This window comes from Pseudomonas tensinigenes (assembly GCF_014268445.2).
GTDB lineage: Bacteria > Pseudomonadota > Gammaproteobacteria > Pseudomonadales > Pseudomonadaceae > Aquipseudomonas > Aquipseudomonas tensinigenes.
In genome coordinates this window covers 4,995,001-5,020,659 of record NZ_CP077089.1, presented here as the reverse complement: position 1 = coordinate 5,020,659, position 25,659 = coordinate 4,995,001, and the positions used below count along the sequence as shown (strand labels likewise).

General features: G+C 58.4%; 21 protein-coding genes. 14 read left to right on the top strand and 7 right to left on the bottom strand.

The genetic code is table 11. The features are described from left to right. Positions 1–116: 116 nt before the first annotated feature. Positions 117–1,781, bottom strand: coding sequence for an electron transfer flavoprotein-ubiquinone oxidoreductase (locus HU718_RS22150; RefSeq protein ID WP_008085524.1), 1,665 nt, complete (start codon positions 1,779–1,781; stop codon positions 117–119). A gap of 551 nt (positions 1,782–2,332) precedes the next feature. Between HU718_RS22150 and HU718_RS22145 the strand changes: the two genes are divergently transcribed. From HU718_RS22145 to HU718_RS22100, 10 genes are all read left to right on the top strand, one after another. Further along, on the top strand, positions 2,333–3,082 hold the full coding sequence (locus HU718_RS22145; protein WP_007908338.1) for an electron transfer flavoprotein subunit beta/FixA family protein: 750 nt from the start codon (positions 2,333–2,335) through the stop codon (positions 3,080–3,082). 2 nt (positions 3,083–3,084) lie between these two features. Continuing rightward, complete coding sequence (locus tag HU718_RS22140; RefSeq protein ID WP_007908340.1) at positions 3,085–4,014, top strand: electron transfer flavoprotein subunit alpha/FixB family protein; 930 nt, start codon at positions 3,085–3,087, stop codon at positions 4,012–4,014. 79 nt (positions 4,015–4,093) lie between these two features. Next, positions 4,094–4,927, top strand: a complete 834-nt coding sequence (locus tag HU718_RS22135; RefSeq protein WP_150729940.1) for a substrate-binding periplasmic protein — start codon at positions 4,094–4,096, stop codon at positions 4,925–4,927. A gap of 9 nt (positions 4,928–4,936) precedes the next feature. Further along, positions 4,937–5,293 (top strand): DUF4398 domain-containing protein, encoded by a 357-nt coding sequence (locus HU718_RS22130; RefSeq protein WP_038364424.1) that lies wholly within the window; start codon positions 4,937–4,939, stop codon positions 5,291–5,293. Continuing rightward, on the top strand, positions 5,290–6,102 hold the full coding sequence (locus HU718_RS22125) for an OmpA family protein (protein ID WP_095120547.1): 813 nt from the start codon (positions 5,290–5,292) through the stop codon (positions 6,100–6,102). The genes HU718_RS22130 and HU718_RS22125 overlap by 4 nt, the downstream gene beginning before the upstream one ends. 202 nt (positions 6,103–6,304) lie before the next feature. Next, positions 6,305–7,744: an aminotransferase-like domain-containing protein gene (locus tag HU718_RS22120; RefSeq protein WP_016985994.1), complete on the top strand. Its 1,440-nt coding sequence runs from the start codon at positions 6,305–6,307 to the stop codon at positions 7,742–7,744. A gap of 78 nt (positions 7,745–7,822) precedes the next feature. After that, positions 7,823–8,293 (top strand): translation initiation factor 2, encoded by a 471-nt coding sequence (locus tag HU718_RS22115; RefSeq protein ID WP_186613786.1) that lies wholly within the window; start codon positions 7,823–7,825, stop codon positions 8,291–8,293. A gap of 166 nt (positions 8,294–8,459) precedes the next feature. Next, positions 8,460–8,714 carry a YkgJ family cysteine cluster protein gene (locus tag HU718_RS22110; RefSeq protein WP_186613788.1) on the top strand — a complete coding sequence of 85 codons (255 nt, stop codon included), beginning with the start codon at positions 8,460–8,462 and terminating at the stop codon, positions 8,712–8,714. A gap of 41 nt (positions 8,715–8,755) precedes the next feature. Next, positions 8,756–9,361: an START domain-containing protein gene (locus tag HU718_RS22105; RefSeq protein WP_186613790.1), complete on the top strand. Its 606-nt coding sequence runs from the start codon at positions 8,756–8,758 to the stop codon at positions 9,359–9,361. A 299-nt stretch (positions 9,362–9,660) separates the two neighbouring features. Further along, positions 9,661–11,754 carry an LTA synthase family protein gene (locus HU718_RS22100; protein ID WP_186613792.1) on the top strand — a complete coding sequence of 698 codons (2,094 nt, stop codon included), beginning with the start codon at positions 9,661–9,663 and terminating at the stop codon, positions 11,752–11,754. 77 nt (positions 11,755–11,831) lie between these two features. Here the strand turns inward: HU718_RS22100 and HU718_RS22095 are convergent, their stop codons facing one another. Further along, complete coding sequence (locus HU718_RS22095; protein ID WP_169432680.1) at positions 11,832–11,990, bottom strand: DUF3309 family protein; 159 nt, start codon at positions 11,988–11,990, stop codon at positions 11,832–11,834. 323 nt (positions 11,991–12,313) lie between these two features. Between HU718_RS22095 and HU718_RS22090 the strand changes: the two genes are divergently transcribed. The 3 genes from HU718_RS22090 (at position 12,314) to csrA (ending at position 13,846) form a co-directional block, all read left to right on the top strand. Continuing rightward, positions 12,314–13,129: an SDR family oxidoreductase gene (locus HU718_RS22090; RefSeq protein ID WP_077574042.1), complete on the top strand. Its 816-nt coding sequence runs from the start codon at positions 12,314–12,316 to the stop codon at positions 13,127–13,129. Between the two features lie 63 nt (positions 13,130–13,192). After that, positions 13,193–13,525, top strand: coding sequence for a YnfA family protein (locus tag HU718_RS22085; RefSeq protein WP_008088571.1), 333 nt, complete (start codon positions 13,193–13,195; stop codon positions 13,523–13,525). 135 nt (positions 13,526–13,660) lie between these two features. After that, positions 13,661–13,846: a carbon storage regulator CsrA gene (gene csrA, locus HU718_RS22080; protein WP_095120541.1), complete on the top strand. Its 186-nt coding sequence runs from the start codon at positions 13,661–13,663 to the stop codon at positions 13,844–13,846. Between the two features lie 6 nt (positions 13,847–13,852). On the opposite strand, the gene HU718_RS22075 is transcribed toward csrA, so the two are convergent. From HU718_RS22075 to HU718_RS22055, 5 genes are all read right to left on the bottom strand, one after another. After that, positions 13,853–14,080 (bottom strand): YheU family protein, encoded by a 228-nt coding sequence (locus tag HU718_RS22075; protein ID WP_003192759.1) that lies wholly within the window; start codon positions 14,078–14,080, stop codon positions 13,853–13,855. Positions 14,081–14,265: 185 nt separating this feature from the next. Beyond that, positions 14,266–15,456 (bottom strand): osmoprotectant NAGGN system M42 family peptidase, encoded by a 1,191-nt coding sequence (locus tag HU718_RS22070; RefSeq protein ID WP_077574040.1) that lies wholly within the window; start codon positions 15,454–15,456, stop codon positions 14,266–14,268. A gap of 141 nt (positions 15,457–15,597) precedes the next feature. Then, a complete protein-coding gene (gene ngg, locus HU718_RS22065; RefSeq protein ID WP_150706509.1) occupies positions 15,598–17,343 on the bottom strand; it encodes an N-acetylglutaminylglutamine synthetase in 1,746 nt (581 codons plus the stop codon). 3 nt (positions 17,344–17,346) lie between these two features. Continuing rightward, a complete protein-coding gene (locus tag HU718_RS22060; protein WP_186613794.1) occupies positions 17,347–19,119 on the bottom strand; it encodes an N-acetylglutaminylglutamine amidotransferase in 1,773 nt (590 codons plus the stop codon). 109 nt (positions 19,120–19,228) lie between these two features. Next, positions 19,229–20,569 carry a dermonecrotic toxin domain-containing protein gene (locus HU718_RS22055; protein WP_186613797.1) on the bottom strand — a complete coding sequence of 447 codons (1,341 nt, stop codon included), beginning with the start codon at positions 20,567–20,569 and terminating at the stop codon, positions 19,229–19,231. 250 nt (positions 20,570–20,819) lie between these two features. Here HU718_RS22055 and HU718_RS22050 point away from each other — a divergent pair, with 250 nt between their 5' ends. Beyond that, positions 20,820–25,655, top strand: coding sequence for an NEL-type E3 ubiquitin ligase domain-containing protein (locus tag HU718_RS22050; protein WP_186613799.1), 4,836 nt, complete (start codon positions 20,820–20,822; stop codon positions 25,653–25,655). Positions 25,656–25,659 lie beyond the last annotated feature (4 nt).

The following is a 25,659-nucleotide window of genomic DNA, read 5'->3' as shown; positions in this document are numbered from 1 at the left end:
ACTGACACACCGCTATCGCGAGCAGGCTCACTCCTACATTGGTTCGGTGGTGTTGCAGGAATTGTGGGCAACAAAAAGGCCCCCAAATCGGGAGCCTTGTTGTTCAGCGGTTCGACTTACATGTTCGGATAAGTCGGGCCGCCAGCGCCTTCCGGCGTGACCCAGGTGATGTTCTGCGAGGGGTCCTTGATGTCACAGGTCTTGCAGTGCACGCAGTTCTGGGCGTTGATCTGGAAGCGCTTCTCGCCGTCTTCCTTGGTGATCACTTCGTATACGCCTGCCGGGCAGTAGCGCTGCGCCGGTTCGTCGTACAGCGGCAGGTTCTTGCTGATTGGGATGCTCGGGTCTTTCAACTTCAAGTGGCAAGGTTGTTCTTCTTCGTGGTTGGTACCGGAGATGAACACCGAGCTGAGCTTGTCGAAGCTGAGTTTGCCGTCCGGTTTCGGGTAGTCGATCTTCTTGCAGTCGGCCGCGAGCTTGAGGCAAGCGTAATCCGGCTTGGTGTCGTGCAGAGTGAACGGCAGTTTGCCGCCGAAGATGTTCTGATCCAGCCAGTTGAAACCGCCGCCGACGATAGCGCCGAACTTGTGAATCGCCGGGCCGAAGTTACGGCTGGCAAACAGCTCGTCGTAGAGCCAGCTCTTCTTGAACGCGTCCACATAAGTGGTCAGTTCTTCAGTGCCGTCCTTTTCAGCGAACAGCGCGTCAGCCACCGATTCAGCGGCGAGCATGCCGGACTTCATCGCGGTGTGGCTGCCTTTGATCTTGGCGAAGTTCAGGGTGCCGAGGTCGCAACCGATCAGCGCGCCGCCCTTGAAGACCATTTTCGGCAGCGAGTTCAGGCCACCTTTGCAGATCGCGCGGGCGCCGTAGCTGATGCGCTTGCCGCCTTCCAGGTACTGCGCCAGCACCGGGTGATGCTTGAGGCGCTGGAACTCGTCGAACGGCGACAGGTAAGTGTTGCTGTAGGACAGGTCAACGATCAGACCGACCACCACCTGGTTGTTTTCCAGGTGATAGAGGAACGAGCCGCCGGTGTTTTCGGTGCCCATGATGTCCAGCGGCCAGCCGGCGGTGTGCACCACCAGACCTGGCTGGTGTTTGGCCGGGTCGATTTCCCAGATTTCTTTCAGGCCTATGCCGTAGTGCTGGGCGTCGGCATCGCTGTCCAGGTTGTAGCGTTTGATCAGTTGCTTGCCGATGTGGCCGCGGCAGCCTTCGGCGAACAGCGTGTATTTGCCACGCAGTTCCATGCCCGGTGTGTACAGGCCTTCTTTCGGATTGCCTTCGCGGTCGACGCCCAGATCGCCGGTGATGATCCCGCGCACTACGCCTTGCTCGTCGATCAGCGCTTCCTGAGCGGCGAAGCCCGGGTAGATTTCTACGCCGAGGTTTTCGGCCTGCTGGGCTAGCCAGCGGCACAGGTTGCCGAGGGAAATGATGTAGTTGCCTTCGTTGTGCATGGTCTTGGGCACAAAGAGGTCTGGAATTTTTTGCGCGCTTTCGGCGTTTTTCAGCACGAAAATATCGTCGCGGGTGACGGGCGTGTTCAGCGGGGCGCCGAGTTCCTTCCAGTCCGGGAACAGTTCGTTCAGAGCGCGTGGTTCGAACACGGCACCAGAGAGGATGTGTGCGCCGACTTCGGAGCCTTTTTCGACCACGCAGACGCTGATTTCCTTACCGGCTTCGGCGGCCTTCTGCTTCAGACGGCAGGCGGCGGACAGGCCAGCGGGGCCGGCACCGACGATGACCACGTCGAATTCCATGTATTCGCGTTCCACAGGCTATCTCCTACTCAAGGCTCAACAGTTTTTTTTCTAATTTGGAGGTTTGATGTCGCATCCGCTATTCCTTTACGTTAACGTCAAGGGGAATATTGGAGAACAGACCTTTCTCTCTAGGCGGCGCATTATATCTACACCACTCCGAGCGTCCAATACAAACGTTTGTTTGAATCGGCTCCAGCCCAGAGAAATCAAAGAAGCGCGGCTTATGAATGGTCATTTTGCTGTATTGACCGGAATAGGCGTTCCGGTCAAGATACGGGCGGTTTTGCGCTCGTCGTAGGCAGACTGGCGGTTTCAAGAGCACGTCTAAAGACAGGGCACAGGCGGTTGAGAGTGATGCGCAGCGCAGTCTGGCGCGCAGTTTACACAGCGTGAGGATCAATGACTTGTCGGTCACCACTGACGAACGGTCGCACCCCCTTCACATCGTGGAATCACTTCGCACCCCGGTCGGCGTTTTTAGAGGTGCCCTTTTAGCCTGATGAGCATCAACCGCCAGGTTCGCCTAGGCGACTTTCTTTTCACCGGAGAGTAACGAGGAATCCATGAAGGTTCTTGTAGCTGTCAAACGCGTTGTGGATTACAACGTCAAGGTTCGCGTCAAGGCGGACAATTCCGGCGTCGATCTCGCCAACGTCAAGATGTCGATGAACCCGTTCTGCGAAATCGCAGTGGAAGAAGCCGTACGCCTGAAAGAGAAAGGCGTTGCGACTGAAATCGTCGTCGTCTCCATCGGCCCGACCACCGCTCAGGAGCAGCTGCGTACCGCACTGGCTCTGGGTGCCGACCGTGCCATCCTCGTCGAATCCGCCGAAGATCTGACTTCCCTGGCCGTTGCCAAGCTGCTGAAAGCTGTTGTCGACAAGGAACAGCCACAGCTGGTGATCCTTGGCAAACAAGCCATCGACAGCGACAACAACCAGACCGGCCAGATGCTCGCTGCATTGAGCGGCTACGGTCAGGGCACGTTCGCATCGAAAGTCGAAGTCTCGGGCGACAGCGTTGCCGTGACCCGCGAAATCGACGGCGGCGCGCAGACGGTTTCCCTGAAACTGCCGGCAATCGTCACCACCGACCTGCGTTTGAACGAGCCGCGCTACGCGTCCCTGCCAAACATCATGAAAGCCAAGAAGAAGCCTCTCGAAGTGCTGACTCCGGACGCTTTGGGCGTTTCCACCGCCTCCACCAACAAGACCCTGAAAGTCGAAGCGCCGGCTGCACGCAGCGCAGGCATCAAGGTCAAGTCGGTGGCTGAACTGGTCGAGAAACTGAAAAACGAAGCGAAGGTAATCTGATCATGACTATCTTGGTAATCGCTGAACACGACAATAAAGTGCTGGCCCCGGCCACACTGAACACCGTGGCTGCTGCTGCCAAAATCGGCGGCGACATCCACGTTCTGGTTGCCGGCCAAGGCGCTGGCGCCGTGGCTGAAGCCGCTGCGAAAATCGCTGGTGTGAGCAAAGTCCTCAACGCTGACAACGCCGCTTACGCGCATCAGCTGCCGGAAAACGTTGCTCCGCTGGTAGCTGAGCTGGGCGCTGGCTACAGCCACATCCTGGCTGCCGCTACCTCCAACGGCAAAAACATCCTGCCGCGCGTTGCTGCGCAGCTGGACGTTGACCAGATCTCCGAGATCATCTCGGTTGAAAGCGCTGATACCTTCAAGCGTCCGATCTACGCCGGTAACGCCATCGCTACCGTGCAGTCGACCGCTGCAATCAAAGTGATCACCGTGCGTGCTACCGGTTTCGACCCGGTTGCCGCTGAAGGTGGTTCGGCTGCTGTTGAAGCAGTCGGCGCTGCACACGACGCGGGCACTTCGAGCTTCGTTGGCGAAGAGCTGGCCAAGTCTGACCGTCCAGAGCTGACCGCTGCCAAGATCGTCGTTTCCGGCGGCCGCGGCATGCAGAACGGCGACAACTTCAAACACCTGTACGCCCTGGCCGACAAGCTGGGCGCTGCCGTCGGTGCTTCGCGCGCCGCGGTCGACGCAGGTTTCGTACCGAACGACATGCAGGTCGGTCAGACCGGCAAGATCGTTGCGCCACAGCTATACATCGCCGTCGGTATCTCCGGCGCGATCCAGCACCTGGCCGGTATGAAAGACTCCAAAGTGATCGTTGCGATCAACAAGGACGAAGAAGCGCCGATCTTCCAGGTGGCCGATTACGGTCTCGTGGCGGATCTGTTCGAAGCCGTCCCTGAGCTGGAGAAGCTGGTCTAATCCAGCGGCTTCACTTATAAAGAGCCCGACCTTTTGGTCGGGCTTTTTTTGTCTCGGATTTGAGTGGGAGCGTGTTGCCATGGATCTGCGCTGCGGATTGCGTTACTCGGTATTGCTGGGATTGGCCCTGCTGCCAGGTTTGGCCATGGCCGCTGGCAAATGCGAGCGCCTCGTCGTCACCGGTAGCCCGGATGCACCGCCGTATCTGTGGCAGGACCCGCAGAATCCCAAGCAGTTGATCGGTGCCAGCGCCGACCTGTTGCAACAAGTGGCCAAGGATCTCGGCATCAAGGTCGAATTGCTCTACGCCGGCAAACGCTCGCAAGCCCTCGACGAAGTGCGCAGCGGGCGCATGGACATGCTCGCCGACGCGCCGCTGACTTTCACCGAACTGGAAAACCTCGACTACATCTATCCACCGCTGCTGGAAAACGACTACCTGGTGTGGACGCGCAAAGGCTCGACCCTGGTCTACGGCGAAGCCAAAGACCTGCACGGCCACGCAGGTGCGCTGTCGGAAAAGTCTCGAATCACCCAGGCATTCGGCGTTTTCGCCGAGCAGAATCTGACCCTGATCAAGACAGCCAACCTCACCCAGGCGCTACAGAAACTGCTCCTCGGTGAAGTGGAATATGTACTTGCCGGTCGCTACTCGGGCATGGCCGCCGCGCAGGCGTTGGGCATGGCCAATGACTTGCTGGCGTTCGAGCAACCCATCGATCGCCCGGGGCTGTTCCTCGCGGTTTCGCATAACTCGGCGTGCAACGATCCGTGGTTGCGCGGACAGCTAGCCAAAAAGATGACAGAATTGCCCGCGTCCGGACTGACGGAAGCCGCGCTGCAACGCAATATCGAGCGCTGGAAGGCGCAGCAGCAACAGCCGCAACCACCTGTCAGTGCCCCAAAACAGTAGGGATTCTTAGTGAGTATTCGACCTCTTTTCGCGGCTGTGGCCGTTCTGGCTCTGGCCGGTTGCGCAACCGATCCGGCACCCATCGAACAAATGCGCCTGACCGAGCAAGCCATCACCCAGGCCAAGGCTGTTGGCGCTACTGCCGACGAAGTGCCGGAAATGAAACTGGCCGAAACCAAATACAACCGCGCCAAAGGCAACATGGCTGACGAGTCCTACCGGAATGCGCGCATGCGTTCCGAGCAGGCGGAACTGGATGCACGTCTGGCCGAAGCCAAAGTGCTGACGCAAAAAAGTGAAGAGCAGGTGAATGTGCTCAATACCCGCATCGTCCGACTGCGCAAGCAACTGGGAGATGCCCAATGAGCTTCAAGTCGAAAGTTCTCGGCGGTTTGATTCTCGCCGGTTGTGCCAGCCTGTACGGTTGCGCCGGTCAGCACAGCGAATCCGCTCTACAAGAAGCCAGCGCCGACTTCCAGAAGGTCAAGGAAGACTCCAACGTGCTGCGCATCGCGCCGAAAGACGTGATCCGTGCCGGTGAGTCGCTGGCCCGCGCTGATCGTCTGTCGACCTATTGGGGCAGCGGTTCGGATGTGGTGCATTACGCCTACCTGAGTCAGCGCTACAGCGAAATCGCCCGCGAGCACACCAATCAAGTGCTCAATGAAGAGCGCGCGGCCAAGCTCGAACTGGAACGTCAGCGCCTGCAACTGGCCCTGCGTGAATCGAAATTGCTGAGCGTGCAGCAGCAGGGTAAATGGCTCGAAGAGCAGATCGTCGCACTGGCCACCACGCAGACCGACCGTGGTCTGGTGATGACCCTCGGCGACGTGCTGTTCGACACCGGTGAAGCAGAGCTGAAAAACTCGGCCAACCGCGTGGTGCTGAAGATTGTGCAGTTCCTGCAACTGAACCCGAAACGCGTGGTGCGCATCGAGGGCTACACCGACAGCACCGGCGGCAAACAGGAAAACCTCAAACTGTCTCGCGATCGCGCACAATCGGTGGCGGACGTGCTGATGGACCTGGGCATCGACGACAAACGCATTCAGGTCGAAGGCTACGGCGACGAATACCCGGTGGACGCCAACGCTTCCGAGCGTGGGCGCGCACAGAACCGTCGGGTTGAAATCGTCTTCTCCGACGAAAAAGGCCAGCTCGGCGCCGCCCGTTAAGGGTTGCGTCTCTGGAAAGCCCGGGCTGTCATGCAGTGCCGGGCTTTTTTACGTCTGTCGAATGGCCCACAAATCAGTACAGTCAGGGGCAGACACCGCACTGTATGGTCGAGTAATGTGGCAACTGTCCCAGTACACTTCTAAACTGTTCCGGTATTGTTTCACACAAGAATAAAATGCCCGTGAAATCGAGTGCTGCGTCATGACCAATCTCTTGCTCTACCAACGTATTGCTCAGCAACTGGCCGAAGACATCCGCCGTGGTGTCTATCAACCGGGGGAGCGCGTGCCTTCGGTGCGCAAGATGAGTTCGCAGCTCAATGTCAGCCATGCGACGGTCTTGCAGGCTTACGCCAATCTCGAAGATCAGGGCTTGATTCGGGCGCGCCCGCAATCCGGTTATTACGTGCACCAGACACCTGCGCTGACTGCGCCGACGCCGGACATTGCCCGGGTCGAGCGTCCCGGTCTGGTCACTCGCAGCAGCATCATTCAGCAAGTGCTGGTCGAGTCGCGCCGCGAAGGCGTGTTCCCGCTCGGTGCCGCAGTGCCCAGTGTCGACTACTTGCCGGTGCGCGCACTGCATCAGCAACTGGCCAAGGTCACCCGTTTCCATAGCCCACGCGCCTTCAGCTACATGTTCAGCCCCGGCTTTGAACCGCTGCGCCGGCAGGTAGCGATCCGTATGCGCGATGCTGGTGTGGTGGTCGATCCGTCAGAAGTGGTGATCACCCACGGTTGCGTCGATGCCCTGCAGATGTCGTTGCGTGTGCTGACCCGGCCGGGCGATCTGATCGCCGCTGAGTCGCCGACGTATTACGGTCTGCTGCAACTGGCTGACCTGCTCGGCCTGAAAGTCATCGAGATCCCCAGCGATCCCGCCACCGGCATGAGCCTCGAAGCCCTGCAACTGGCGGCCAACCAATGGTCGATCAAAGCGCTGGTGCTGACCACGCGGCTGAGCAATCCGCTGGGCGGCACCATGCCCGAAGAACGGCAGAAACAGTTGCTGCGCCTGGCCTCGGACTTCGATATCCAGATCGTCGAAGATGATATCTATGGCGAACTGATGTTCGAGCAAGGCAAAACCAAAGCGCTCAAGGCTTATGACCGGCTGGATCGGGTGATCTACTGTTCGAGCTTCTCCAAAACCTTGTCACCCGGCGTACGCATCGGCTGGATGATCGCGGGCAAGTATCAGCAGGAAATCCAGCGCTTGCAGACCTTCAGTACCCACTCGGCGTGCAGCGTGACGCAGATGGCGATTGCCGCTTATCTGGAAAACGGTGGTTATGACCGGCATTTACGGTACATCCGCCAGGAATACCGGAAAAACCTCAGCGCCTTCCAGTTGGCGGTGCAGCAGTACTTCCCCGAAGGCACGCAAATGACCCGGCCCACGGGCGGTTTCATCCTTTGGGTGAGTCTGCCGGGCAGGGTCAATACACAAGAATTGCATGTGCGTGCGTTGCAGCAGGGCATCAGCATTGCCCCGGGGCTGATCTTCAGTAATACCGAGCAGTTCAACCACTGTATCCGCCTGAACTGCGGGATTCCGTGGAACCGCGAGGCGGAGCGGGCGTTGATGACTCTGGGTCTGTTGGCGACGCAACTGTGTCAGGAAACCGCTGGCGGATTCTGAACGAGCGGTGGGTGATGCTTGTCTTGTGGCGTTCAACAAGCGAGCATATGGCCCTCTGCCGTTAGCGTCGTTGGGTTCATGAAAGCGATTTTTCCTGCTGCTTGGGTGTTGCTGGGTTTGCTGATGATCGGTCATGCGCCTGGCGTCGTGGCCGCTGCAGTTCAGGAAAAACCGGCTGCGACGAGTCCCGCTAAAAAAGGCACGGCTGCGCAGAAGGCAGCTCCCGCGAAGAAACCTCAGCAAAAAGTCATCAAGAAGCGCAAGCCAGTTGCCTCGAAATCGAAACCCGCCAGTGAAGTGGTAAAAACCAAGTTGCCGTCGGCCAAACTCGATTTGAGCCTGCCCAAGGACATGGTCGAGGAATTGAAACCCCAAGGCACGGTTGAAATGCCCAAGCGCGAGCCGATCCTGCCGCAGATGTTTGGCGAGAAAAACAACGGATTCCAGCTCAACGGCCGCTTGCTCAGCAACGAAATGCAGTTGCAACTGCGCAACGAAGAGCGTCGCGAAGTCGAAGGTGCGGCGCTGGATTTCGAATTCAAGCAGTAAATTCAGGTCATCTGTGACCCGCAGACCAGACGCTTTGTCGGAGACTGGTCAGTCATATTCAGTTATCGCCAAAAACCCCGGTTCAGGGAATTTAAAACAGCCGTTTTAGCGGTTACTCTGTTCCGCGTCCCTTTTACACATCGCCCGTCGCGAGGAAACGTTCGTCATGAAATGCCGTGAAGGCTGTGGCGCTTGCTGCATTGCCCCTTCCATCAGTTCGCCGATTCCCGGCATGCCTGATGGCAAACCTGCTGGCGAACGTTGCGTGCAACTCTCGGTCGAAAACCTCTGCAGCATTTTCGGCCGCCCGGAGCGCCCGCCGGTCTGTTCCGGCTTCGCGGCGGATGTCGAAGTCTGTGGTAGCAGCTCGGAAGAAGCGATCAAACTGATCGGCTGGTGGGAGCAGATGACGGCGGCGTGATGTGTCAAACGAACGGAACTTCAACAATAAGGAATAAGACTATGGGTTCGCTGCATCGTATCGCTGTGTTGTGTGGTTTGACCGCTGTGCTGGCCACGTCCGTCGCTCATGCTGAAGACTGGAAAGTCGCCAAGAACGAGGACGGCATCAAGGTTTCCCTCAGTGAAGTGCCGGGTTCGGACTACAAGTCCTACCAGGGCGTTGCGCTGATGAAAACCACCGTTGCCAAACTGCGCGCACTGCAGGAAGACGTCTCCGGCGCGTGCGCCTGGATTCACGAGTGCAAGACCCAGAAACTGCTCAAGCACGAAGGCGACAAGAGCTGGACCTATAGCCAGTTCAATACGCCTTGGCCGGTAACTCCGCGTGACTCGGTGATCGAAGTCACCACCGTCGAAGGCGCCGACGGCAGCCTGACCCGCAACCTCAAGGGGCTGCCGACGTACGTTCCTGAAGAAAAAGGCTTTGTCCGCGTGCAGCAGGTCAAAGGCTTCTGGAAGTTCGTACCGAAGGGCGACCAGGTTGAAGTGACCTATCAAGTGCACACCGAGCCAGGCGGCAGCGTGCCGGCGATGGTTGCCAACAAGTTTGTCGTCGATGCGCCGTTCAATACCTTGAAAGCTCTGAAAGAACGCGCCGAGAAGTAAAGTCGCGTGTACAGGCAAACGCCCCGATCGATTCGGGGCGTTTTGTTTTGTATCTATATTGTGTTTCCAGATATGCGTTGCACGAAATTTTCACAAAGTGTTCCCGACAATTCGCCCGCGCTGTTTGCCCGCTGCTGCAAATGAAAGTGTCTGGCGGCGGGGCAGTAATCAATGGCAATGGTGCGGGTGATCGTGCAACATTTGCGCACTGCGCAAGCCCCGGGGTCTGGAATGACCAATAGAGGGCCTGGCGCCGCTGTATTTTTGCAACTTCAACTTCCAATGGGTCCTAAAACGACATGGCAAACCCGGACGCCCTGAATCAGCAGCGATCTTCCGCTCGCCTGCTGCAACCGACCGTCAAATCGCATCTGGCCTACACGCTGCTGTGTGCACTGGTCATGATGGTGATGTTTTCCGTGCTGCGCCTCGCGCTGCTGGTCTACAACCGCGAGATGATCCTCGACACCCCGGCTTCGACCTTCCTCGAAGCCTTCGCCAACGGCCTGCGTTTCGACCTGCGCCTGGTGGTTTACCTGTGCATTCCGTTGGTGCTGGCACTGTTCAGTGCGCGCGCCATGGCTGCGCGCGGTTTCTTCCGTCTGTGGCTGACGGTCGCGTCGAGCATTGCGCTGTTCCTCGGCCTGATGGAGATGGACTTCTACCGTGAGTTCCACCAGCGCCTCAATGGTCTGGTGTTCCAGTACGTGAAAGAAGACCCGAAAACCGTGATGAGCATGCTCTGGTACGGTTTTCCGGTGGTCCGCTACTTGCTGGCGTGGGCCATTGGCACCGTCATCCTGACGCTGGCGTTCAAAGGCGCCGACCGTGCCACCCGTCCGCGCGGGCCTTTCAGCGGTGGCAGCGTCAGCAGCCGCCAGGTCGCGCCGTGGTACACCCGCCTGGCTGTATTCGTGGTCTGCCTGTTGATCTGCGTGGTCGCCGCTCGCGGCACTCTGCGTCAGGGCCCGCCAATGCGTTGGGGTGACGTCTACACCACTGATTCCAACTTCGCCAACCAACTCGGCCTCAACGCCACGCTGTCGCTGATCGAGGCCGCCAAGTCGCGCATGGGCGAAGATCGCGACAACATCTGGAAAGCGACGTTGCCGCAGGAGCAAGCGCAGAAAGTCGTGCGTGACATGCTGCTGATGCCTGACGACAAACTGGTCGATGCCGATATTGCCGCCGTGCGCCGTGATTACACGCCGCCGGCCGACAAGACCCTGCCGATCAAGAACGTCGTGGTGATCCTGATGGAAAGCATGGCCGGTCACTCGGTCGGTGCGTTGGGCGCGCCGGGCAACATCACACCGTACCTGGACAAACTGTCCAAGGAAGGCCTGTTGTTCGACCGCTTCTTCTCCAACGGTACGCACACCCACCAGGGCATGTTCGCGACCATGGCCTGCTTCCCCAATCTGCCAGGTTTCGAATACCTGATGCAGACCCCGGAAGGCAGCCACAAGCTGTCCGGCCTGCCGCAGGTGCTCAGCGCTCGTGATTACGACGACGTGTACGTCTACAACGGCGACTTCGCCTGGGACAACCAGTCGGGCTTCTTCAGCAACCAGGGCATGACCAACTTCGTTGGCCGTAACGACTTCGTCAACCCGGTGTTCTCCGATCCGACGTGGGGCGTGTCCGACCAGGACATGTTCGACCGTGGTTTGCAGGAGTTGAAGGCGCGGGAAAACGGCAAGCCGTTCTACGCGCTGCTGCAAACCCTGTCCAACCACACACCGTATGCCTTGCCAACGCCGTTGCCGGTCGAGCGCGTAACCGATCGTGGCTCGCTCAACGAGCACCTGACCGCCATGCGTTACTCGGACTGGGCGCTGGGTCAGTTCTTCGAGAAGGCGCGCAAAGAGCCGTACTTCAAGGAAACCCTGTTCGTCATCGTCGGCGACCACGGTTTCGGCAACGAGCGCCAGATTACCGAAATGGACCTGGGCCGCTTCAACGTGCCGATGCTGATGATTGCGCCGGGCATCCAGGAGAAATTCGGTACCCGTGACCACACTGTCGGCACGCAGATCGACATTGTGCCGACCATCATGGGCCGTCTCGGTGGCGAAGTGCGTCATCAGTGCTGGGGTCGCGACTTGCTCAACCTGCCGGAAGGCGACACCGGTTTCGGTGTGATCAAGCCGTCGGGCAGTGAGCAGACCACCGCTATCGTCACGGCCGACCAGATTCTGGTGTTGCCGAGAGACAAAGACATGGGGCCGAAGATCTGGCAGTACCAGTTGGGCGCCAATCCGCACGCCGAAGTGGTGCCGAATGCACCGCGTACCGCCGAGTTGAAACTCAAGCTGGAAGCGTTCCTGCAAACGGCGACCAAAAGCCTGATGGATAACACCGCTGGCGTGATTCACGGCAAGCCGGATTGATCGCTTGCCGACAATAAAATCCGCGCAATAAAAAAGAGGCCCCTGAACAGGGCCTCTTTCTTTTTACGCTTGAAGCGTTATATCCGACCGAGTAACAGCAGGACCAACAGCACCACCAACACCACGCCGATAATGCCCGATGGACCGTAACCCCAACTTCTGGAGTGCGGGAAGACCGGCAGACCACCGATCAGCAACAGGATCAGGATAATGATTAGAATTGTGCCCATGTCGATTTCCTTGTTGATAGTGTTCGAGAAGTCTTGGTATTCAAGGGCGACTGGAGACTAAGTAATTCCAGACGGCTTACAAATTCCGACCGGTGCGCGTGAAAGAAAATTCAATGTTTTTTTAATGTATTTGGATTGCTCGATTATTTCCTTTGCAGCGAAAACATCGCAGCCTCGTTTCACTCGACAGCTCCTACACGAATCCAAGTAGGAGCCGCCGAAGGCTGCGATCTTTTGATCTTGCATTCAGCAACTTGATGGAGCGTGGGCGCGCGCCGATCCTTCGCTACACTCGGCGCATCTTCCCCGGAACAACAAGGCTGTGTGCTATGCAAAATCGCATGATGATCACTGGTGCGGGCTCGGGCCTGGGTCGCGAAATCGCGCTGCGCTGGGCGCGTGAAGGCTGGCAACTGGCCTTGTCCGATGTCAGCGAACCCGGCCTGCAGGAAACCTTGAAAATGGTCCGCGAGGCGGGCGGTGACGGTTTTGTTCAGCGCTGCGATGTGCGTGATTACAGCCAGCTCACCGCATTCGCCCAAGCCTGCGAAGAGAAGCTCGGTGGCATCGACATCATCGTCAACAACGCCGGTGTTGCGTCGGGCGGTTTCTTCAGCGAGCTGTCGCTGGAAGACTGGGACTGGCAGATCGCGATCAACCTGATGGGCGTGGTCAAGGGTTGCAAGGCGTTCCTGCCGTTGCTTGAACAAAGCAAAGGCAAGATCATCAACATCGCCTCCATGGCCGCGCTGATGCAGGGCCCGGCGATGAGTAATTACAACGTGGCCAAGGCTGGCGTGGTGGCGCTTTCGGAAAGTCTGTTGATTGAACTGGCACAACAGGAAGTCGGCGTGCATGTGGTTTGTCCGTCATTCTTCCAGACCAATCTGCTCGACTCTTTCCGTGGCCCGACGCCGGCGATGAAAGCGCAGGTCGGCAAGTTGCTGGAAAGTTCGCCGATCACCGCGGCGGATATCGCCGACTACATCTATCAGCAAGTAGCGGCCGGCGAATTCATGATCCTGCCCCACGAACAAGGGCGCATGGCCTGGGCAATCAAGCAGAAGAACCCGCAACTGCTCTACAACGAAATGACTTCCATGGCGGAAAAAATGCGCGCCAAAGCCAAACAGAACAACGGCTGACCTTGCCCGTTGTCGGCGGCGTCGTTAGGGTGGCCGCAATGGTCACCCTGTCGAGACGCGTCAATGCTCAATTACTTGTGGTTTTTCCTCGCGGCGCTGTTTGAAATCGCCGGTTGTTTCGCCTTCTTCATGTGGCTGCGTCAGGGTAAAAGTGCGTTGTGGGTGATTCCTGCACTGCTCAGCCTGACCCTGTTCGCACTGTTGTTGACCCGTGTTGAAGCCAACTATGCCGGTCGTGCCTACGCCGCTTATGGCGGGATCTACATCGTTGCGTCGATTGGCTGGCTGATGGTAGTCGAGCGGGTACGCCCATTGGGATCTGACTGGATCGGCGTGGCGTTGTGCGTAATCGGCGCCAGCGTGATTCTGTTCGGGCCGCGCTTTTCGGCGGCCTGACGGCTATTTGTCGGAAACGTCTGACGGCTCGATGCGAGTATGGGTGTAAGGCAAAACTGATTTGTTCGCCGTGCATTGTAGAGCTGCCGTAAGCCGCGCATCTTCAGGGTTCGCTAACCCTGAAGGACGAATCTCATGCTTGTACTCAGCCGTGTCGTTGGTGAGTTGATTTCAATCGGTGACGACATCACCTTGCGCGTTCTGTCAGTGAACGGTTCTAGCGTGCGTTTTGGCGTCGAGGCGCCACAGAAGGTCAATGTGCATCGCGCAGAGGTCTATGACCGGATCAAGCGCAAGCAGGCCACCGAAAAGCTCCGCTGAGGATTTTCAGTCGAACAGATGCTTGGGCACATCGTGCTTGAGCATCAACTGGCACTGCTCGCTTTCCGGGTCGAAGACGATCAGCGCCTGGCCTTTGGTCAGTGCCTGACGTACGCGCAGCACACGGGTTTCCAGCGGCGTGTCATCGCCATTGTCAGTGCCGTCGCGGGTGACGAAATCTTCGATGAGGCGGGTGAGGGTGTCGACTTCAAGAGCGTCGTAGGGAATGAGCATGGGCACCTCGGCTGAATCAATGGCGGGATGCTACGGCGATTGCTGGTTGGCTGCCAGTTTTGTGTTGCCTGTACTGACGCCATCGCGAGCAGGCTCACTCCTACAGGGGAACGCATTCCAAATGTGGGAGCGACGGTGCGACGATTCGACCTGCTCGCGAAGGCGATGGTTCTGCCAACAAAGATTTAACTGTCGGAACGCTGCCCCACCAGACTGTCCACCGACGGCACCCGCGTATCGCTCTCCATCTGCGTGTCATGTTCAATCTGATGACTGAAGCGATCCAGCGAAGCATTGGCCGGCGCCGCATCGCTGGCAAACACCGGCGGGCTCAGAATATAAGCGCCGAGCAAGCGACTGAGTGCCGCCAGGCTGTCGATGTGCGTACGCTCATAACCATGGGTCGCATCACAACCAAAAGCCAGCAGGGCCGTGCGGATATCGTGGCCCGCCGTCACCGCTGAATGCGCATCGCTGAAGTAATAGCGGAACAGGTCACGGCGCACCGGCAGTTCGTTTTCACCGGCCAGACGCAGCAAATGTCGCGACAGGTGATAGTCATACGGGCCGCCGGAATCCTGCATCGCCACACTCACCGCGTGTTCGCTGGAATGCTGCCCCGGTGCGACCGGCGCGATGTCGATGCCGACAAATTCACTGACGTCCCAAGGCAATGCCGCCGCCGCGCCGCTGCCGGTTTCCTCGGTGATGGTGAACAGCGGATGGCAGTCGATCATCAGTTCCTGACCGCTGTCGACGATGGCTTTAAGTGCCGCGAGCAGTGCCGCAACCCCGGCCTTGTCATCGAGGTGACGGGCGCTGATGTGGCCGCTTTCGGTGAACTCCGGCAGCGGATCGAACGCGACCACGTCGCCGATGCTGATACCCAGGGAATCGCAATCGGCCTTGGTCGCGCAATAGGCGTCCAGGCGCAGTTCGACGTGGTCCCAACTGATCGGCATTTCATCGACGGCAGTGTTGAACGCGTGCCCGGAGGCCATCAGCGGCAAGACACTGCCGCGAATCACACCGTTGTCGGTAAACAGGCTGACGCGGCTGCCCTCGGCAAAACGGCTCGACCAGCAGCCGACCGGGGCGAGGGTCAGGCGCCCGTTGTCCTTGATCGCACGAACGGCGGCGCCGATCGTGTCCAGGTGCGCGGAAACGGCGCGGTCGGGGCTGTTTTTCTTGCCTTTGAGCGTGGCGCGAATGGTCCCGCGCCGGGTCATTTCGAAGGGAATGCCAAGTTCTTCCAGACGCTCGGCGACGTAACGCACGATGGTGTCGGTGAAGCCGGTGGGGCTGGGAATGGCGAGCATTTCCAGCAGGACTTTTTGCAGGTAGTTGAGATCCGGTTCGGGGATTTGCGTGGTCATGGAAACTCCTGATGGGTTGAGCACTGATCGTTCCCACGCTCTGCGTGGGAATGCAGCCGGGGACGCTCTGCGTCCCAAGAGTGGACGCGGAGCGTCCGGTGAGGCGTTCCCACGCAGAGCGTGGGAACGATCAGGAAAGGGTTAAATCGCCGGCTGACTGTGCGGAAACAACAAGTCGACAAACCGCTCCGCCGTCGGCTGCGGTTCATGATTGGCCAACCCGGCACGTTCGTTGGCCTCGATAAACACGTACTCAGGCTGATCCGCCGCTGGCACCATCAAGTCGAGGCCAACCATCGGAATATCCAGCGCCCGCGCCGCCCGCACCGCGGCATCGACCAGCGTCGGATGCAGAATCGCCGTGACATCTTCCAGAGTGCCGCCGGTGTGCAGATTCGCCGTGCGCCGCACAAACAAATGTTCACCGGCCGGCAGGATGCTGCTGTAGTCATAACCCGCCGCATGCAGGGTGCGCTGGGTCTCGTGGTCCAGCGGGATCTTGCTTTCGCCGCTGGTGGCCGCTTGCCGCCGACGGCTCTGCGCCTCGATCAATGCGCCGATCGAATGCTGACCATCGCCAACCACTTCCGCCGGCTTGCGAATCGCCGCTGCCACCACTTCAAAACCGATCACCAGAATCCGCAGATCAAGCCCTTCATGGAAACTTTCGAGCAGCACGCGGCTATCAAATTGCTTCGCCGTTTCGATGGCTTGCTGCACCTCTTCGATGCTTTGCAAATCCACGGCCACGCCTTGGCCCTGTTCACCGTCGAGCGGCTTGACCACCACCCGTTGATGCTCATCAAGAAAGGCCAGGTTGTCGTCGGCATTGCCGGCCAATTGCTGCGAGGGCAGGTTCAACCCGGCACCTTTCAGCACTTTGTGCGTGAGGCTTTTGTCCTGACACAAACTCATGCTGATCGCGCTGGTCAGGTCGCTCAGCGATTCGCGGCAACGCACCCGGCGCCCGCCATGGCTGAGGGTGAACAGCCCGGCATCAGCGTCATCCACTTGCACGTCAATCCCGCGCCGATGGGCTTCTTCAACGATGATCCGCGCATACGGATTGAACTGCGCCTCCGGGCCGGGGCCGAGAAACAGCGGCTGATTGATGCCGTTCTTGCGTTTGATGGCGAAGGTCGACAGATTGCGAAAACCGAGCTTGGCGTAGAGGTTTTTCGCCTGACGATTGTCGTGCAACACCGACAGATCCAGATAGCTCAAACCGCGACTCATGAAGTGCTCGATCAGGTGCCGCACCAATACCTCACCGACACCCGGTCGGGAGCACTGCGGATCAACCGCGAGGCACCACAGGCTGCTGCCGTTTTCCGGGTCGTTGAAGGCTTTTTGATGGTTCAGGCCCATGACGCTGCCGATCACCGCGCCGCTGTCTTCGTCCTCGGCCAGCCAGTACACCGGGCCGCCCTGATGATGCGGAGTCAATCGCGTGGCATCGATCGGCAACATGCCGCGCGCCTGATACAACTGATTGATCGCCTGCCAGTCCGCTTCACTCTGTGCGCGGCGGATACGAAAGCCGCGAAACACCCGTGTGGCCTGACGGTAATCGCTGAACCACAGGCGCAAGGTGTCGGATGGGTCAAGGAACAATTGCGTCGGCTCAAGTCCGAGAATCTGCTGCGGCGCGGCGACGTACAAGGCGATGTCGCGTTCGCCGGGCTGCTCTTTGAGCAGTTCCTGCGCCAGCGATGCCGGGTCGGGAAACGTGTGGCCGATGAGCAAGCGGCCCCAGCCGCAATGCAGCGCAATCGGGTCGGCGGCCAGCGTGCTGCCGTCTTCGGCCAGACGCGCCTGCAAGCGTTCATAGGACGGTGTCTGACCGCGTAGCAGCCGTTGGTTGATGGCCGTGGCGTGGGGTTTCATCGATCAGATTCCTTGTTCACTGAGCCACAGGTTCAGAGCTGCCAGTTGCCACAGCTTCGAGCCGCGCAAAGGCGTCAGTTGGCCTTGCGGGTCGGTCAGCAATTTGTCGAGCATGGCCGGGTTGAACAGACCGCGATCCTGACTCGGATCAAGCAGCAGTTCGCGCACCCAGTTCAGCGTATCGCCCTGCAAGTGCTTGAGACCGGGCACCGGGAAGTAGCCTTTTTTGCGGTCGATTACTTCACTTGGGATGACTCGGCGTGCAGCTTCTTTGAGCACTTGTTTACCGCCATCCGGCAGCTTGAACTGGCCCGGCACACGCGCCGAGAGTTCAACCAGTCGATAGTCGAGAAACGGCGTGCGCGCCTCCAGGCCCCAGGCCATGGTCATGTTGTCGACACGTTTGACCGGGTCATCGACCAGCATCACCGTGCTGTCCAGACGCAGAGCTTTGTCGACGGCAGCATCTGCGCCGGGCTGGGCGAAATGTTCTTTGACGAAGTCGCCGGCAGCGTCATGCGCGGTCAGCCATTTCGGCTGCACGGTGGCGGCGTAGTCGTCGTAGCTGCGGTCGAAAAACGCGTTGCGATAGGCCGCGTAAGGATCGGCCGCGCCGTCGACTTGCGGGTACCAGTGATAACCGGCGAACAGCTCATCAGCGCCCTGGCCGCTCTGCACAACCTTGCAGTGTTTGGCCACTTCACGGGAAAGCAGATAGAAAGCGATGCAGTCATGGCTGACCATCGGTTCGCTCATCGCACGGAATGCGGCGGGCAGTTGCTCGATGATCTCTTTCTCGTCGATGCGCAACTGATGGTGCTGCGTGCCGTAGTGTTTGGCGATCAGATCGGAATACTGAAACTCGTCACCGCGCTCACCGCCGGCATCCTGGAAACCGATGGAAAAGGTCGACAGGTTTTCCACACCGACTTCACGCAACAGGCCGACGAGCATGCTCGAATCGACGCCGCCGGAGAGCAGTACGCCGACATCCACCGCCGCACGTTGACGAATCGCCACCGCTTCGCGAGTGCTGTCGAGGACGCGGTCGACCCAGTCTTCCAGCTTCAGGTTTTTCTCGTCTTCGTGCGGGCCGTAGGGCAGGGTCCACCAGGTTTTCTGCTCGGTGGTGCCATCGGCTTCAACGCGCATCCATGTCGCCGGTGGCAGTTTTTCGATGCCGGCCAGCAGGGTGCGCGGCGCCGGGACCACGGCATGGAAATTCAGGTAATGATTGAGCGCCACCGGATCAAGGATCGGGTTGATGTCACCGCCCTTGAGCAGTGCTGGCAATGCCGAGGCAAAGCGCAAGCGTTGGCCGGTGCGCGACAGGTACAACGGCTTCACGCCGAGACGGTCGCGGGCGATGAACAGACGTTGCGCGTCGCGTTCCCAAATGGCAAACGCGAACATGCCGTTGAGTTTCGGCAGCAGCGCTTCGCCCCAGGCGTGGTAGCCCTTGAGCAGCACCTCGGTGTCGCCACCGGAATAGAACGCGTAGCCCAGCGCTTCGAGTTCGGTACGCAGTTCCGGGAAGTTGTAGATCGCGCCGTTGAAGGCCAGCGACAGGCCCAGTTGGCTGTCGATCATCGGCTGCGCCGAGCCATCCGACAGGTCCATGATTTTCAGGCGACGATGACCCAGGGCAATCGGCCCTTGGGCATGGAAGCCCCACGCGTCGGGGCCGCGAGGGGCCAGGTGATGGGTGATTCTCTCGATCGCTGCAAGGTCTGCAGGTTGTTGATCAAAACGTAACTCGCCAGCTAATCCGCACATAAAGTCCTTACCGGTTTTTCCGTTGGGGAGGGGTCAAACGCTACCTCGCCAAAATGGCGGGTACTCAGAAACTGACCCGCCTCGGGAAATGGAGTTTTAGAACGATAAGTTATAAGGCTGCTGTTGGCTCAACATCACCGGCCAAGGATGACTTTTCCTTGAGATCCAACAGTTGATGGATCGCATGCAACTTTTCAGCGGACGTCCAGCCTTCTACGCCACTAAACACTTCGCTTATAAGCGCATCCGTTGCGCAGGTGCGCAGACGCTTGCTGAAATCGTCAGTCAGTGATTCGCAGAGCATTCGGCGTTGTTGAAGCTCAGGGGGCTCTCGCCGCTGTTGATGGTTTGAGCTGCTGATGTCCGCTACGGGAACGGCGCACTGCCTGGCATCGGCGAGAAATGTATCCAGATGCCGACTGGCGATGTATTCGAACAACCGCTGTTTTAACGGCTGAAACGTAATGTCGTCAATAAACGAGATGGAAGACAAGTGACTTGTCAGAAACCCATTCTGATCTGTTTTGGGCAGTCGGGAGGCGAACAGTTTGCGCAATGGGGATTGCCCGAGCAGCTTGACCGCCAGGGTGATTCTGCAGTTGTCTTCGTCAGGGTTGAGGTAAAAACCGGGGCCCGTATCATTAGGTACATATAACAGGTAGCGGTCCTGGGTTGATTGATCTGTCAGGCGACAGGTAATTAAAACCGCGTCTACAAGATACTTGCCAAACAGTTGTACCGAATACAACTGGAGGGGTGAATTGTTAAAACTATCCCCGTTGGCAATGTCTGCCGATCCGCGGCTCAGGTTTTTCAGCATGAACCACAGGGATTGATGGATGTCATTGCTGAAGTATTTGCTATAGGCCGCCAACTTCATGTTGAGTTTTGCCAGACGCTGAGCGTTCAATTTGACTGAAGACACGTTGAAAGTTCGCGATATGTAGTTTTGATACTGCATGCCGAGATCTAGCGAGCGGCTCAATGCAGCGAATTGGCGGGCGCCAATCCTGGTGTTCGTGGAGCCCTCGGTTGGTATGTCTTGAGCGTCAGTGAGTGTCTCGCTATCGTCGGAAAAATAATGCGCTGCTGTTTCGATGTCGGTGAAGTTCAACATTGCAGCGTCGAGCAAGGTGTAGAGAGGCATCGCCTTGCTCACGGAATGCCGGGGCTGGAGCCTGATCAAGTCCTGGGGATTGAGCTGACTGTTGTATTTATTTTGCAATGCCTCCTGAAGTCGTTGCTTGCAGAAGTCCTCCGGGGTTTTAAGCGGGGCTAACAAGTTGTCGAAAAAAACCTGGTAGGGATGTGCCTGTTCAAGGGTTTCTCGATACTCGGTGATTTTCCTTTTATCTGCATTGGCCAGTTTTTCCGACAGGTAATGTTCAATTGTTTTTGCAGTGTGCAGGTGTTTGATATTGACGGGTGTATCCGTTGCTGATGGGAGCATGTCAGTAAACTCGTTCCTTGAATTGAACTTCCATGGTAGGCGCAAGTGTTGCTCAGGAATAACGCCATTATTCAATGGTTTGCCGGTCGGGTTTAGCAGTATTTTGAATGCCGGATATAAATGGATACCGCACTGTCAACGGCGAAATATGCCGGTTTTGATACGGACGAAAAATATAAGTTAAAAGTGTTTTATTTGACTTTGTATTGGTAGGGTTAAACCTCAATCCTGCAATAAAGGACTATTGCCGATGATCACTACACAGAAAAAATCCGTAGCGCCGGCGCTGACTCAGAACGGGATTTTCAGCGCCTTGCTCGAAGCCACCGGCGATCTGGACAGCGCCGAGGCATTGCAAAAGAGCCTGCCCGACTTGCTGCTCAAGAGTTCGGCCGCCACCTTGGTCGCGCTCGATCAAACCGCGCGAGACTTGCACGTCTCTCAACTGCAGGTCGACAAGGACCTGCTGCGGCTCACGCCTTTGAACACGTTCTGCAAAACCGAGTTGACCCGTGCGCTGAGCAGCAAGTGGTCAGCGCTATTCGACGTCGAGAAAGACCTGTTGAGTCTGCCGGGCCCCGATTGCGGTTGCCCGCCGACTTCCACCGATGGCGAGGCGATTGAAACGGTTCCGCATGCCACCCAGACGTTATTGCAAGCGGCGATGCAGAACTTCAGTGAGGACGAGGAAGCTGACGACTATCCCGTCGGCAGCCTGGTGCGCGTGGCCAGTAGGCCCGCAGGCGTGCCTGGGTTGACCCCGGCGTCGTTTGCCAGGTTCTGTCGGGAACTGGATCTGGGAAAGCGCTATCAGGAACATTTCCAGGCAGTGTTCGGCCTCAAGGACAGTGCCGGCGAGGTCGTAGCGACCAGCGCGATGACCCGCGACATCGCGACGATGAAAAAACACCTGCTGCAACTGGACATGCATCTGGCCGGGCTCAGACAACACATCACACCGGCAGGCGTGCAGACGATACAAAGCCTGATTGCCGCTGATGGCGTGGTGTCAGCGAAAACCCTGCAATACCAGCAACGGCCGTTGATCATGCAAGGCATCGAGATACTCGACAGCTGTATCTGGGGCGTGGTGGTGTTTTCTGCTCGCTCGTTCGAGTTGTATCCGGATCAATGGTGCCTGGTGTACATGGCCAACGAGCCCGAAAGGCCCCTGTATGAATACCCAACCTTTACCGCGTTCAAGCAGTACCTCACGCAGCAATTGAAGGTGAAAAGCTACAAGGACTATTTCGCCAACAGCATCGACGAAGATGACAAGGCGGACTTCTTCAAGACCTTCGCCGATACGGCGGATCTGGGGCACATCAGGCAGTTGCCGATCACCGTGCCACTGTTCGAATTCATGGTGCAGAGCCACGTCGGCAAACTGCAACTCGACGCCCGAAAACTCGCGGTGCCGACCGCTGACATCGATGAAGACGTGCGCCAGAAACGCCTGCTCGATTTTCTTCAGATGGGCGTGACGATTGCCTCGGTGGCCGGGTTTTTTGTGCCAGTCGTGGGGCAATTGATGATGGGCGTCGCGGTCGGACAACTGTTGGCGGAGGTATACGAGGGTGTCGAGGACTGGCGTCGCGGCGACCACCAGCAGGCGTTTTCTCACCTGTTGAGCGTGGCGGAAAATATTGCCTTGATGGCGGCTTTTGGCGCCGGACAGAAGGTGGTGGGGACGCTTGGACGCAAACTGGTTCGTGGCCATCCGGAGTTTTTCGGGCAGTTCAGTGCTGTCACCAATGCGCTTGGCAAACCGCGGCTGTGGAAGCCTGATCTTGCGAGCTATGAGCATCGGCTGCCTGTGGGGTTTACGGTGGCCGCTGACTCCGAAGAGTTATACGAGATCAGCGGCAATATCGTCGGCCGCGTCGATCATCGAATCGTTTCCGGGGCCATCGATACGCAGACCCATCGCTGGCGCCTGGCCCATCCCCAGCGCTTGCAAGCCTATGTCCCCGAGCTTGAGCGACATGTCGAGGGCGGCTGGCGATTTGCCGCTGAAGATCCTGCACAGTGGAACAGCGCGGCCTATACCCTCAAGCGCATGGACCCGCATCTGAGTGAATTCGTCGACAGCGATATCGACATTGTGCGCCGACTGAGTGGTGTCACCCACGATGAGTTATACCGCGCCTTTAGCGACAATCTGGCGCTGCCGGTGCGGCTGCGCGACAGCGTGGAGCGGCTGCGCATCGGACGCCAGCTGCGCCAACTTATCCGTGAGCTGGAAAAAGGTGAAACGCATTCTGGCCAGCCGTTGCAGGAACAACTGCACGGTCTGCCGAAACTGCCGGGCTGGCCGACTGATCGTTATATTGAGGTCATCGATGACGACGCCAACGTCACGGCCAGGTATCCGGCCACCCGCATTGCCGATGACACCCTCAGTGTGGTTGTCAGCCAGGACCAGTTGGAGAGCGGTCAATTGCTTCAAACGGTGATCGATGGCCTCTATCAGGAAGAAGTCGATACGTTGCTGGGGACCAGGCCCAATGCCGACAGCGAAAGGCAGGCGCTGGCGAGAAATCTGGGTGCGGCTTTGAAAGCGGATCGTCGTTCGGTTTTCGAGCAGATGTACCAAGGTTATGACCAAAGCGATACTGACGAGGTGAAGAAGTTGCGCAGCGTCTTTGCCGACATCCCTGCGCGCTATGCCCAGCGTTTGATCGATCAGGCGTCGAGTGTCGAGCGCATCCATTTGCGCTCGACCGGGCGGGTGCCTTTGCGCCTCGCACAGAAAGTCCGCAACGCCACTGCGCAGGTGCGTCTTGATCGTGCGCTGAGTGGGCTGCACATGCCGCAGGTCGCCAATGCCGACAGCGAAAAACTGACTATCGGGTTACTACAGGGATTGAGTGGCTGGGACACGGGACTGCGTCTTGCGCTGCGTGACAAGACCCTGACCGGGCCAGTGCTGGAGGCCATCGGCAGTGAGTCGGCGACACCGTTGAATACGTGCACGCTGGTCAAGTCCGGTGGCGGTTATGAAGTGTTCGCCGGCGACGGTAAATCCCTCGGTCGCGTGGCCGCGGGTCCCGACGACCTCTATGCCGCCATCCTCAAGGCACTCCCGTCGCGCCAGCGTAACGCTGCCGGTTTTGCCGATCCGGTCAGCGCTGACAGTGCGCAGCTGCGCAAACAACTGCTGGAGGTTGCGCTGGATGATCGTGAGGCCAGTGCCCGGCTATTGACCGATGGCAAATTTGCGGCGCCGGCCGCCGAAGTCGCGTGTATTCAAGCCGATCATGCATCGACCGCGACCGCTCATCCGCGGGCGCTACTGCACAAGGTGAGAAAACTCTATCCGCGCTTTTCCGAGGCACAGGCCAGCGAATTCATCGATGGGTTGGGCACCGACGCGCTGACCCGCGCGATCCGGGTAAAAGCGTTGCGCCGTGAACGCGAGCAACTGCGCGACGTACTGGACGTCTGGAGTGAGGATCGAGTCGCGATGAAGGCGCTCGGTGGCGATTTGCGAGAAGTACGGCAAAGTCGCAAGTCGACGGCTGAGCAGATAGAGGATGGGTTCCGACGACTTTTCACGGTGAACGATGCAAGTGGCAAATCCGTCTACGCGCTGAATCTTGACGGGATGCGTGTGGGAAAATTGCCGACTTTGCCTTCAGGGCTGAACTTCGACCATGTAAAGCATTTGTCGCTGAAGAACATGGACCAGGATGACGATCTTGTTTATTTCCTCAAGTCATTCAAGCAAGTCGAGTCTCTGGAACTCGACAGCAACAAACTCACCCGCTTGCCCGAGGTATTGTCGCACCTGCCCCATCTGTCCCGGTTGAGCCTCGCGGGCAACCAGATCAAGCTGACCGAACACACCCTGGCGAAGTTGGGCAACTTGCGCACGCTGCACCTCTTGAATCTGAACGGTAATCCGTTGGGGGCGACCCTGGACGTGAGCAAGATGCTGGATCTGTGCACGCTGTCCCTGCGCGAGACACAGGCTACCGAATTGCCCAAGGGCCTGGCGCGATTGCCCGTTCTGGACTGGGTGGATCTGCGTGATAACAACATCAGGGATTTGCCGGACTGGTTGTTCAAGACCTCCAGAGGTTTCAGCCGCGCCGTCAACTTGCGAGGTAATCCCTTGTCGCTGGCAAGCAGCACGCACCTGGCCGATTATCGAAACAACGTTGGCATCGGTATGGGCTATCTGGAAAATGATATCGCCCGTCTCGACGAACAGAAGGCGCGTGCGCTGTGGTTCAAGGAAGGCGCCGGCGCCGAGTGGGGGCGGCGTAATCGCATCTGGACAGCCTTCAAGGATGAGCCCAAGGCTGAGGGTTTGTTCCAGTTGTTGTCCGAACTCGGCAACACGGCGGATTCGGAGAAGGTCAGTCACGACATGCACCGACGGGTGTGGGCAGTGCTCGAGGCCGCCGAGTCCGATGCGGACCTGTGCGAGCAAGTGCTGAACCAGGCGGCCAACCCGATAAACTGTACAGATTCGGCGGCGCTCAACTTCAGCCATCTCGAGGTCGCGGTGGAAGTCGACAAGCTGACCAACCTTGCGGGTGGCCGCATTATCACGGCCAGACCTTTGCTCCAGCTCGGTCGGGGCCTGTTCAGGCTGGACAAGCTGAACCAGATCGCTCAAGACCACGTGCGCAAGAACCCGACCGTCGATCCACTGGAAGTCAACCTCGCTTTTCGCATCGGTCTTGCCGATCAGCTTGACCTGCCGGGGCAACCGCGCAACATGCTGTTTTCGGTCCTGGCCAAAGTGAGCCAGGCGGATCTGGAGCGGGCAAAGAACATGGTCGACACCGCTGAGCTGTCATCCGAATGGCTGAGATTCATGCTGCGTCAACCGTTCTGGTGCGATTACCTCCAGCGCACGTTCCCCCGACAATTCGCCAGCATCAATGAAGTCTTCCCGGATCGGATGAATGCAGCATACGAACAAGCGCAGAGCCTGACCTCGGCCGATTTTCTCAGCCAGGCCGAGGCAATCAGACTCGAGCGGGAGCAGGCAGAGGAAGCGGTGCTCGAGCGCCTGACCGAGGACGCGTTACGCCTGATGGATCTGGGCATCTGTGTGATGCCCGAGGCGTAAGGTT

Bases quoted from the DNA above. Each gene is read 5' to 3' on its own strand.
- HU718_RS22145 (WP_007908338.1), top strand. From the start codon at position 2,333: ATGAAGGTTCTTGTAGCTGTCAAACGCGTTGTGGATTACAACGTCAAG.
- HU718_RS22140 (WP_007908340.1), top strand. From the start codon at position 3,085: ATGACTATCTTGGTAATCGCTGAACACGACAATAAAGTGCTGGCCCCG.
- HU718_RS22135 (WP_150729940.1), top strand. From the start codon at position 4,094: ATGGATCTGCGCTGCGGATTGCGTTACTCGGTATTGCTGGGATTGGCC.
- HU718_RS22125 (WP_095120547.1), top strand. From the start codon at position 5,290: ATGAGCTTCAAGTCGAAAGTTCTCGGCGGTTTGATTCTCGCCGGTTGT.
- HU718_RS22120 (WP_016985994.1), top strand. From the start codon at position 6,305: ATGACCAATCTCTTGCTCTACCAACGTATTGCTCAGCAACTGGCCGAA.
- HU718_RS22115 (WP_186613786.1), top strand. From the start codon at position 7,823: ATGAAAGCGATTTTTCCTGCTGCTTGGGTGTTGCTGGGTTTGCTGATG.
- HU718_RS22110 (WP_186613788.1), top strand. From the start codon at position 8,460: ATGAAATGCCGTGAAGGCTGTGGCGCTTGCTGCATTGCCCCTTCCATC.
- HU718_RS22105 (WP_186613790.1), top strand. From the start codon at position 8,756: ATGGGTTCGCTGCATCGTATCGCTGTGTTGTGTGGTTTGACCGCTGTG.
- HU718_RS22100 (WP_186613792.1), top strand. From the start codon at position 9,661: ATGGCAAACCCGGACGCCCTGAATCAGCAGCGATCTTCCGCTCGCCTG.
- HU718_RS22090 (WP_077574042.1), top strand. From the start codon at position 12,314: ATGCAAAATCGCATGATGATCACTGGTGCGGGCTCGGGCCTGGGTCGC.
- HU718_RS22085 (WP_008088571.1), top strand. From the start codon at position 13,193: ATGCTCAATTACTTGTGGTTTTTCCTCGCGGCGCTGTTTGAAATCGCC.
- csrA (WP_095120541.1), top strand. From the start codon at position 13,661: ATGCTTGTACTCAGCCGTGTCGTTGGTGAGTTGATTTCAATCGGTGAC.
- HU718_RS22075 (WP_003192759.1), bottom strand. From the start codon at position 14,080: ATGCTCATTCCCTACGACGCTCTTGAAGTCGACACCCTCACCCGCCTC.
- HU718_RS22070 (WP_077574040.1), bottom strand. From the start codon at position 15,456: ATGACCACGCAAATCCCCGAACCGGATCTCAACTACCTGCAAAAAGTC.
- ngg (WP_150706509.1), bottom strand. From the start codon at position 17,343: ATGAAACCCCACGCCACGGCCATCAACCAACGGCTGCTACGCGGTCAG.
- HU718_RS22060 (WP_186613794.1), bottom strand. From the start codon at position 19,119: ATGTGCGGATTAGCTGGCGAGTTACGTTTTGATCAACAACCTGCAGAC.
- HU718_RS22055 (WP_186613797.1), bottom strand. From the start codon at position 20,569: ATGCTCCCATCAGCAACGGATACACCCGTCAATATCAAACACCTGCAC.
- HU718_RS22050 (WP_186613799.1), top strand. From the start codon at position 20,820: ATGATCACTACACAGAAAAAATCCGTAGCGCCGGCGCTGACTCAGAAC.